This is a genomic window from Uruburuella suis (assembly GCF_004341385.1).
GTDB classification, from domain to species: domain Bacteria; phylum Pseudomonadota; class Gammaproteobacteria; order Burkholderiales; family Neisseriaceae; genus Neisseria; species Neisseria suis.
In genome coordinates this window covers 1-9,902 of sequence record NZ_SLXE01000036.1, presented here as the reverse complement: position 1 = coordinate 9,902, position 9,902 = coordinate 1, and the positions used below count along the sequence as shown (strand labels likewise).

8 protein-coding genes are annotated in these 9,902 nt (G+C 56.0%); 7 read left to right on the top strand and 1 reads right to left on the bottom strand.

Annotation, left to right across the window (positions count from 1 at the left end):
• Positions 1–53: 53 nt before the first annotated feature.
• Positions 54–1,835, bottom strand: a complete 1,782-nt coding sequence (locus tag EV680_RS10590) for an extracellular solute-binding protein (protein WP_132954712.1) — start codon at positions 1,833–1,835, stop codon at positions 54–56.
• Between the two features lie 139 nt (positions 1,836–1,974).
• Here EV680_RS10590 and fabI point away from each other — a divergent pair, with 139 nt between their 5' ends.
• From fabI to EV680_RS10555, 7 genes are all read left to right on the top strand, one after another.
• On the top strand, positions 1,975–2,769 hold the full coding sequence (fabI, locus tag EV680_RS10585; RefSeq protein WP_132954711.1) for an enoyl-ACP reductase FabI: 795 nt from the start codon (positions 1,975–1,977) through the stop codon (positions 2,767–2,769).
• A 470-nt stretch (positions 2,770–3,239) separates the two neighbouring features.
• Positions 3,240–3,674: a large conductance mechanosensitive channel protein MscL gene (mscL, locus tag EV680_RS10580; protein WP_132954710.1), complete on the top strand. Its 435-nt coding sequence runs from the start codon at positions 3,240–3,242 to the stop codon at positions 3,672–3,674.
• A gap of 367 nt (positions 3,675–4,041) precedes the next feature.
• Positions 4,042–5,691 carry an ABC transporter substrate-binding protein gene (locus tag EV680_RS10575; protein WP_132954709.1) on the top strand — a complete coding sequence of 550 codons (1,650 nt, stop codon included), beginning with the start codon at positions 4,042–4,044 and terminating at the stop codon, positions 5,689–5,691.
• A 104-nt stretch (positions 5,692–5,795) separates the two neighbouring features.
• On the top strand, positions 5,796–6,812 hold the full coding sequence (locus tag EV680_RS10570; protein ID WP_132954719.1) for an ABC transporter permease: 1,017 nt from the start codon (positions 5,796–5,798) through the stop codon (positions 6,810–6,812).
• 46 nt (positions 6,813–6,858) lie between these two features.
• The gene (locus EV680_RS10565; protein ID WP_132954708.1) at positions 6,859–7,758 is read left to right on the top strand and encodes an ABC transporter permease; all 900 of its coding nucleotides are present in this window, start codon (positions 6,859–6,861) and stop codon (positions 7,756–7,758) included.
• Between the two features lies 1 nt (position 7,759).
• A complete protein-coding gene (locus EV680_RS10560; RefSeq protein ID WP_132954707.1) occupies positions 7,760–8,755 on the top strand; it encodes an ABC transporter ATP-binding protein in 996 nt (331 codons plus the stop codon).
• Positions 8,752–9,723 carry a peptide ABC transporter ATP-binding protein gene (locus EV680_RS10555; RefSeq protein ID WP_132954706.1) on the top strand — a complete coding sequence of 324 codons (972 nt, stop codon included), beginning with the start codon at positions 8,752–8,754 and terminating at the stop codon, positions 9,721–9,723. The genes EV680_RS10560 and EV680_RS10555 overlap by 4 nt, the downstream gene beginning before the upstream one ends.
• Positions 9,724–9,902: the final 179 nt, after the last annotated feature.

Sequence of the window (9,902 nt, the reverse complement as noted above, 5' to 3'; positions counted from 1 at the left end):
GCCGTCTGAAAACATGCAAGCATGTTTTCAGACGGCCTTTTCGCCACCAACGCTCAGCGCTTCACCCAGCCCGCTTTCAGCACCCAATCGGTGGCGCTGTAATATTGCGGCATCTGCGCGGGCAACGCGATGGTGTTGCGGTAAATCACGCGGTATTTGTCGGCATACCAATTGGGCACCACGACATATTGATGGCGGATCACGCGGTCGAGTGCGCGGGCGGCGGCGGTGAGCTCGGCGCGGTTGTTGAAGTTTTCAAAGCGCTTGAGCAGGGTTTCCACCGCCGGGTCGCACACGCCGGCCCAGTTGTTGCTGCCCGGGGTTTTCGCGGCTTGGCAGCCGAAATAGTTGAATTGCTCGTTGCCGGGGCTTTCACTGTTGGCATACACCACAATGGTGAGGTCGTAATCGAAATCGTTGCGCCGCTTTTGATACACCGCTGCATCGGCCACACGCACATTCAGGGTGATGCCGATTTTGGCCAAATCGCGCTGCCATTTGGCGGTGACGCGCTCATAGGTTTTGCTCGGCGACAAAAATTCGAGCACCAGCGGCCGGCCTTGTTTATCTACCAACACGCCGCCCCGGTAGCGGTAGCCGGCCGATTGCAAGAGCGCGCGCGCCTGCACCAAGTTGGGGCGCACGCCGAGCGCGGGGTTGGTTTGCGGCGGCAGCGGCACGGGCTCGTCAAACACAGCAGCCGGCAGCTTGTTGCGCACGCTGTTGAGCAAAGCGAGCTCTGCGCCCTGCGGCTTGCCCTCGGCGGCCATGCTGCCGTTGGTAAACAGGCTGTAGCTGCGTTTATAAAGGCCGTAAAACAGGCGGTTGTTGATGCTTTCGTAATCAAAGCTCAACACCAGCGCGCGGCGCACGCGGATATCGTCGAGCGGCTTTCTGCGCGTGTTCATCACAAAGCCTTGCAGGCCGGCGGTGTTGCTGTGCTGCCACTCGTGTTTTTGCAGATTGCGCTTTTGCAACACGCTCTCGGGATAGGCGCGCGCCCAGTTGCGGGCGATGTTTTCCTGCACGAAATCGTATTGGCCGCCTTTGATGCCTTCGATGCGCACACTGTCGTCGCGGTAATATTTGAAGCGCACGGTGTCGAAGTTGTACATGCCTTTGCGAGTGGGCAGATTTTGCGCCCAATAGGCCGCATCGCGGCGGTATTCGCTCTGACGATTGGTGTCCGCGCGCACAAAACGGTAAGGCCCCGAGCCGATGGGCAGCGCATTGGGCGCGGCGGCAAGCCCTTTGGGATAGCTTTTGTGGGAAAACACCGGCAATTCGCCCAGCGTCATGTGCAATTCGGCATTGCGCTGCTTGAAGCGGAACACCACCGTGCGCGCGTCGGGCGTGTCCACCCGCGCCACATCGGCCCAGTAGAATTTATACATCGGCGCGGCGGCCGCATCGCGCGTGAGCGTGTTGAACGAAGCGGCCACATCTTTGGCCAACACCGCATCGCCATTGTGAAAACGCGCTTTCGGGTTGAGCTTGAACGTAACCGAAAGGCCGTCTGAAGCCAGCTGCACATCTTCAGCCAGCAAGCCATACATGGCAAACGGCTCGTCATCGCTCTTGGCCATCAGCGTGTCGAGCGTGAGCGTGGCCACGCCCGCTTCGTGATCGCCCTTGAGCGTAAACGGGTTGAGCGTGTCGAAGCCGCCGGCCACCGGCAGCGAAAAACTGCCGCCCTTGGGCGCGGCCGGGTTTGCATACTGGAAATGGGCAAATCCTGCCGCATAGCGCGGCGGCTGCCCCAGGCTGATGCCGTGTGCCGCCAGCGCCAACGCCGGCAGGCTGCACAGCGCCGTAAAAAACAATTGCTTTATCATCACTCACCTTTCATTGCGGCCTTATTTTACCCACAAACCCACAGGCCGTCTGAAAACATTGTTTTCCCTGCCAAAACAGCGATTATTTGCTATAATGCGCCGCTTAATACAACAGCAAAACCACTGCTAAGGATAAAAAATGGGCTTTTTGCAAGGTAAAAAAATCCTCATTACCGGCATGATTTCCGAGCGCTCTATCGCTTACGGCATCGCCAAAGCATGCCACGAGCAAGGCGCCGAGCTTGCCTTTACTTATGTTGTCGACAAACTCGAAGAGCGCGTGCGCAAAATGGCCAAAGAGCTGGGCTCCGATTTGGTGTTCCGCTGCGATGTGCAGAGCGACGAAGAAATCGAGCAGGCTTTTGCCGATTTGGGCAAACACTGGGACGGCCTCGACGGCCTCGTGCACTCCATCGGCTTTGCCCCGCGCGAAGCGTTGGGTGGCGACTTTCTCGACAGCATCAGCCGCGAAGCCTTCCGCGTGGCGCACGAAGTGTCGGCCTACAGCCTGCCCGCGCTGGCCAAAGCCGCGCGCCCGCTGATGCAGGGCCGCAACGGTGCCATTGTGGCGCTCACCTATCTGGGCGCCATTCGCGCCATCCCGAATTACAATGTAATGGGCATGGCCAAAGCCAGCCTTGAGGCCGGTGTGCGCTTCACCGCCGCCTGTCTGGGCAAAGAAGGCATCCGCTGCAACGGCATTTCCGCAGGCCCCATCAAAACCCTGGCCGCTTCGGGCATTGCCGACTTCAGCAAGCTCCTGAGCCATGTGGCTTCGCATAACCCGCTCGGCCGCAACGTGACCATCGAAGAAGTGGGCAACACCGCCGCCTTCTTGCTCTCTGATCTCGCCTCGGGCATCACCGGCGAAATCACTTATGTCGACGGCGGCTACAGCATCAATGCGCTGAACGACCCCGAAGAAGAAGAATAAGCGCGCCCAAGATTGGTGCAGACCGAAACACAGCCCATTGCGATATGGCGCTGTGTTTTTAGATGGTGAAATCAAAGAAAAACGGATGCAAAAATAAGAAATCTCAAATCGTGTGCAGGGTGTGTGGCGCAGCCACGCACGCGTTTAAACCGGCTTCTGTGTGCGTGGTCGAACCGTACATTTTTCGCCGGTCTGTATCAATTTTGCACTTATTCCACTATATTTATATTGACAGTAACATCTATCAAACAGGCCGTCTGAAAAGAAAAGTGTAGCATTTTTACATCTTGCCTTTTTTCAGACGGCCTTTTTTACGCCTGAGCGGAACAAATCGTTTCCTCATGCGTCAAACCTACACAATTTAACCATTGCATACTTTTGCTTACCAAAAAGTGGGTAAAATCTGCCCAAATTGCATTTATTTGATTCAAATCAATTTTTTATAACCCATTTTTCAAAAAGGAAACATCATGTCTTTGAAACAGGAATTTAAAGATTTCATCATGCGCGGCAACGTGATTGATTTGGCCGTCGGTATGGTTATCGGTACTGCATTCAGCGGCATCGTGAAATCGCTGGTAGACGATGTGATCATGCCCCCCATCGGCTTGCTGTTGGGCGGTGTGGATTTCTCCAACCTCTTCATCACCCTGAAAGACGGCGTGCCCGCGCCTGAAGCCGGCTATGCTTCTTTGGCCGCTGCCAAAGCCGCCGGTGCCGTTACCCTCAACGTGGGCGTGTTTATCAACACCATCATCAGCTTCCTGATTATTGCCGCCGCTATTTTTGCCGTGATCAAAGCCATCAGCAAGCTCAAACGCGAAACCCCGGTGGAAGAAGCACCGGCCGAGCCGAGTGAAGAAGTGGTGCTGCTGCGCGAAATCCGTGATTCGCTGAAAAAATAAGCATTTACGCTTAAAACATTGAGGCCGTCTGAAACGTTTCAGACGGCCTCAATGTTTTATCACCTACTTACATCGCTTATTTTGTTGGATAACTACATTTCACCACGCAAGCGATATTTCATTAAATTGAAAACATTTCTCCAATCAAATCGAATTCAAGTTATTGTTTTATAAAAAACAAGTATTAACAAAACACCACAATTTACGCAGCCACACCTTGCTTTACATTTTTATTGAAGTGTATATTATGTAACAACGCAGCCTTCAGCGCTGCGCCCATTTCAACACGCAGCAATGTTGGCCCGCCGATGCAATACGCGCAAACCCAGCGCCCGATTTTGCTCACCATCAAGAAAAGGAAGTCGTCATGCAACAACCGTTTTTCAAACTGACCGCCCTGGCTGCATTGACTTTGGGCTTGGCCGCATGCGGCGGCGGCAGCAAAACCGACAGCGCCGATGCCGGCACTTCGCAACAAAATGCCAAGGAGGGGGGCAAAGCGCTCATTTATTGCTCTGAAGGCAGCCCTGCCGGCTTCGACCCCGCGCAATACACCGCCCACACCGATTTCGATGCCAGCTCTTATCCGCTCTACAACGGCTTGGTTGAATTCAAACGCGGTGAAACCGAAATCCAACCCGCGCTGGCCGAAAGCTGGGATATTTCACCCGACGGCAAAACCTACACCTTCCACCTGCGCCAAGGCGTGAAATTCGGTGCCACCGATTATTTCACCCCCACGCGCGACTTTAACGCCGACGACGTGGTGTTTACCTTCAAACGCATCACCGACAAAGACTTCGACTTCAACAAAGCCTACCCGGCCGAATTCCCCTACTCAGTGAACATGGGCTTGCCCGATTTGGTTGAATCGGTAGAAAAAGTAGACGACCACACCGTAAAAGTGGTGCTCAAAGAAGTGGAAGCGCCCTTCCTGCTAAACATCGCCATGCCCTTTGCCTACATCGGCTCGGCTGAATACGCCGATAAGCTGGTGAAAGAAAACAAAGCGGCCGACTACAACACCAAACCGGTGGGCACCGGCCCCTTCGTGTTTAAGTCTTACCAAAAAGACACCCAAATCCGCTACGCCAAAAACCCGGATTACTGGGATAAAGACGACATCCATATCGACAACTTGGTGTTTGCGATTACCAAAGACTCAGCCGTGCGTGCGCAAAAAGTACAGGCAGGCGAGTGTAACGTAGCCGCTTATCCGAAGCCGGCCGAAATCGAAGCGGCGAAAAAATCGGGCAAAGTAACTGTAATCGACCAGCCCGGCTTTAACGTGGGCTATGTGGGCTACAACGTAGAGCGCGGCAAACTGGGCGACTTAAAAGTACGCCAAGCTTTGGATATGGCCATCAATAAAGACGCCATCATCAACGCCGTTTACCAAAGCGCGGGCATCAAGGCCACTAATCCGATGCCGCCCTTGCAATGGGGCTATAACGACGCCCTCAAAGACGCGCCTTACGACATCGAGAAAGCCAAAGAATTGCTGAAAGAAGCCGGTGCCGAAAACTACGAAATCAACTTGTGGTATATGCCGGTGCAGCGCCCCTACAACCCCAACGCCAAGCTGATGGCCGAAATGATTCAGGCCGATTGGGCCAAAATCGGCGTGAAAACCAAGCTGGTCACTTACGAATGGGGCGAATACCTCAAGCGTGCGCGAAAAGGCGAGCCGGACGCGATTATGGTGGGCTGGACCGGCGACAACGGCGACCCCGACAACTGGCTGGGCACGCTGTTAAGCTGCAAAGCGGTGAAAAGCAACAACTACTCGCGCTGGTGTAATAAAGACTTTGACAAACTGGTGGAAGGCGCACGCCAAACCACCGATCAAGAAAAACGCATCGCCGCCTATAAAGACGCGCAAGTAATCTTTAAAGAGCAACTGCCGTGGACCACCATGGCGCACTCGGTGGTAACCCACTTTACCACCCCGAACGTGAAAGACTACAAAATCAGCCCGTTCGGCTCCGTGCGCTTTGATGGCGTGAAAGTAGAATAAAGGCCGTCTGAATGCCGCTCCGGCATCTGCCGGAGCGGTGTTGTTTTACAGGCATCACGCTTGCACCCAAGCATTGATCGTTGCCCAAACCAAGAGTGTTTATCATGCTGTTTTATGTGTTGCGCCGCGTTTTGATTCTGATACCGGTTTATCTGGGTCTCACGCTCTCCACTTTCACCCTGATCCGGCTGGTGCCGGGCGATGCGGTGGAAATCATGATGGGCGAAAAAGCCGTTGATCCGGCCATGCACGCCCAAGCTTTGCAGCGGCTGGGGCTGGATCTGCCTTTGCCGGTGCAATACTGGCATTACCTCACCAATATTCTGCAAGGCAATTTCGGCGAATCGTTCCGCACGCGCACGCCGGTGTTGCAAGATTTTTTCCAGCATTTCGTGCCCACCGTGGAGCTGGCTTTTTGCGCCATTCTGATTGCCAGCATTTTGGGCATTACCATGGGCGTGATTGCCGCGTTGCGGCGCGGCTCCTGGCTCGATTACACGCTGATGTCGGGCGCGCTGGCCGGCTATTCGATGCCGATTTATCTTTTGGGGCCGATTCTCACCGGCATTTTCGCCCATTACTTGGGCTGGCTGCCGGTGTCGGGCGTGATTTCAGTGGCGCAATATCTCGATGTGCAGCCGCTCTACGGCTCGTGGCTGCTCGGCTCACTCTTTTCCGGCCAGAGCGGCGCTTTTTGGGATGTGGTGAAACACTTTATCCTGCCCTCGATTGCCCTTTCCACCATTCCGCTGGCCATGATTGCGCGCATGACGCGCTCGGCCATTTTGGAAGTGTTGGGCGAAGATTATGTGCGCACCGCGCGCGCCAAAGGCCTCTCGCCGCGCCGCGTGATTATGGTGCATGTGATGCGCAATGCGCTGATTACAGTGGTGACCGTGGTGGGCTTGCAGGCGGCCACGCTTTTAGCCGGTGCGATTCTCACCGAAACCATTTTCAGCTGGCCCGGCGTGGGCAGCTGGCTGCTCGACGGCTTTTTCACCCGCGATTATCCGATTGTGCAAAACGGCATTTTGCTGGTGGCCACCGCGCTGATGCTGGTGAGCCTGTTGGTGGATATTTTATACGGCGTGATTAATCCGCGTATCCGCCATGCTTCGTAAGGCCGTCTGAAAGAGCGCATCCGAAATAAAACATCAGGAACACAATATGACCACCCAAACCGCCGTGCAAACCGCGCCCGTGCCGCCTAGCCAATGGCAGCTTTTTGCCGCCACTTTTTTCCGCAACAAAGGCGCTGTGCTCGGCCTGGTCGTGCTCATCATTATGGTGATCTCCGCCCTGCTCGCGCCCCTGCTGGCGCCGCACGACCCTTATCAGCTTTTCACCGGCAAAGAGCAGCTGCCGCCCGCTTTTCTCGGCGGAGAGGCCGCTTTTCCGCTGGGCACCGACGATGCCGGGCGCGACACGCTCTCGCGCGTGATCTACGGCGCGCGCTATTCGCTTTTTATCGGCTTATGCGCCACCGGGCTTTCGATGTTGATCGGCGTGAGTCTCGGCCTTTCCGCCGCTTTTTGGCCCAAAGTGTGGGGCAAAGGCGTGATGCTGGTTAACGATATTTTGATGTCGTATCCCAGCCTGTTGCTCGCTATCATCATCGCCGCCATTCTCGGCCCCTCGATGACCAACACCATCATCACCATTGCCTTGGTGTGTATGCCGCCGTTTATCCGCCTCACCCGCGCCACCGCCATGGTGGAATTGCAACGCGATTATTTCACCGCCTCAAAAGTGATGGGCGCGGGCACGCTGCGGCTTTTGTTTGTGACCATTCTGCCCAACTGCATGGCGCCGCTGATTGTGCAGGCCACCATGATTTTTTCCACCGCCATTCTCGAAGCCGGTGCCATCGGCTTTCTCGGCTTCGGCGTGCAGCCGCCCGATGCCGAATGGGGCGCCATGCTCGGCACGGCGCGCCAATATATCCAGAGCAATGTGTGGCTGGCGATTTGGCCGGGCTTGTCGGTGTTTTTGGCCGCACTTTCCATCAACCTCACTGGCGACGGCCTGCGCGATGCCCTCGACCCCAAATTGAAACAGGTGTCGTGATATGGAAAAGCAAACCTTATTAAGCATTGAAAATCTGTCGGTCACATTCGGTTCGGGCGCGCGCGCTTTTCGGGCGGTGGATGGGGTGTCGTTGAAGGTAAATGCCGGCGAAGTGCTGGCGGTGGTGGGCGAATCGGGCTCGGGCAAATCGGTGAGCATGATGGCTTTGATGGGGCTTTTGCCCGACTCGGCCGCCATCAGCGCCGATAAGCTCGTGTTTGACGGGCAAAATCTGCAAACCTTGTCTGCGCGCGATAAACGCAAAATCATCGGCAAAGACATTTCGATGATTTTCCAAGATGCCATGACCAGCCTCAACCCCAGCTTTACCGTGCAAATGCAGATCGGCGAAGTGTTGAAAACCCATCTCGGCCTGCGCGGCGCGGCGGCGAAGCAGCGCATTTTGGCCTTGCTGGATTTGGTGGAAATTCCCGATGCCAAAAACCGGCTCAATGTGTATCCGCACCAGCTTTCAGGCGGCATGAGCCAGCGCGTGATGATTGCCATGGCGCTCGCCTGCGAACCCAAGCTTTTGATTGCAGACGAGCCGACCACCGCCCTGGATGTAACCGTGCAGGCGCAGATTATGGATTTGCTGCACCGCCTGCAGCGCGAAAAAGAAATGGCCATGGTGCTGATCACCCACGATTTGGGGCTGGTGGCCGAAAACGCGCGCGATGTGGCGGTGATGTATGCCGGCCAAGTGGTGGAAACCAGCACCGTGCCCGCCATTTTCCAAACCCCCGCGCATCCCTACACCGAAGCCTTGCTGCAAGCCATTCCCGAATTGGCACTCGGCCAAAGCCGCCTGCACAGCCTGCCCGGCGTGGTGCCCGGCCAATACGACCGCCCCGCCGGCTGCCTGCTCGCACCGCGCTGCCCCTATAAAGAGGCCGCCTGTGATGCCCCGCCGCCGTGGCAGCCGAGCGCCCACGGCCATGTGCGCTGCATTCATTCCGCCCTGAGCGCCCACCCGATTTCCGGAGCCCCAGCATGAGCCAAAGCATTGTATTGAAAGCTGATAATCTGCACCGCCATTATCCCGTGTCGCTCGGCATCGGCAAAGGCCGTGCCGTGGTCAAAGCGCTCAACGGCGTGTCGTTTGAACTGGCCGCCGGCAAAACGCTGGCTGTGGTGGGCGAATCGGGCTGTGGCAAATCCACGCTGGCGCGCCAGCTCACGCTGATTGAAGCGCCCTCGGAAGGTGAATTGTTTATCAACCAAGCCGCCACCGCCAAGCTCGGCAAACGGGCATTGAAAAGCTTGCGCTCAGAAATCCAGATGGTGTTTCAAAACCCCTACGGCAGCCTCAACCCGCGCCAAACCATTGCCTATCAGCTCACCGAGCCGCTCACCATCCACACCCGCCTTACTAAAGCCGAAAAGCAGGAAAAAGTGCACGCCATGATGCGACAGGTCGGCCTGCGCCCCGAGCATGCCGGCCGCTATCCGCATATGTTTTCAGGCGGCCAACGCCAACGCATCGCGCTGGCCCGCGCCATGATGCTCAACCCGAAAATCGTGGTGGCCGACGAGCCCACCTCTGCGCTGGATGTGTCGATTCAGGCGCAGGTGTTGAATCTGTTTATGGATTTGCAGGATCAATATCACACCGCTTATGTGTTTATTTCGCACAATCTTTCCGTGGTGCGCCATGTGGCCGATGATGTGATGGTGATGTATCTCGGCCGCGCGGTGGAGCACGGCCCTAAAGAAGCGATTTTCACCGCCCCGCAACACCCCTACACCCAAGCACTTTTGGCCGCCGCCCCCAGCGTGAACGGCCACAAAACCGATTTGCAGCTCAAGGGCGAATTGCCCAGCCCGCTCAACCCGCCCAGCGGCTGCGCCCTGCACCAACGCTGCCCGCACGCCACAACACGTTGCGCACAAGAAGAGCCGGCCTTGCGCGAATGGAAAGGCCGGCTGGTGGCTTGCCTGCGTTTGGAAGAAATCGCCGCCTGAGCGGCGTGGATTTACAATAAAGGCCGTCTGAAAAAAGTTTCAGACGGCCTTTATTTTATCTGCAGAGCAACGATGATTGATTTGGGCATAAGGGACAAAAAAGGTGCTAAAAATTGCTGAAAGTCTTACGCTATAAGGATTTCAAGGATTCAAAGGTTTTGAATACAAAAAATGCCCTT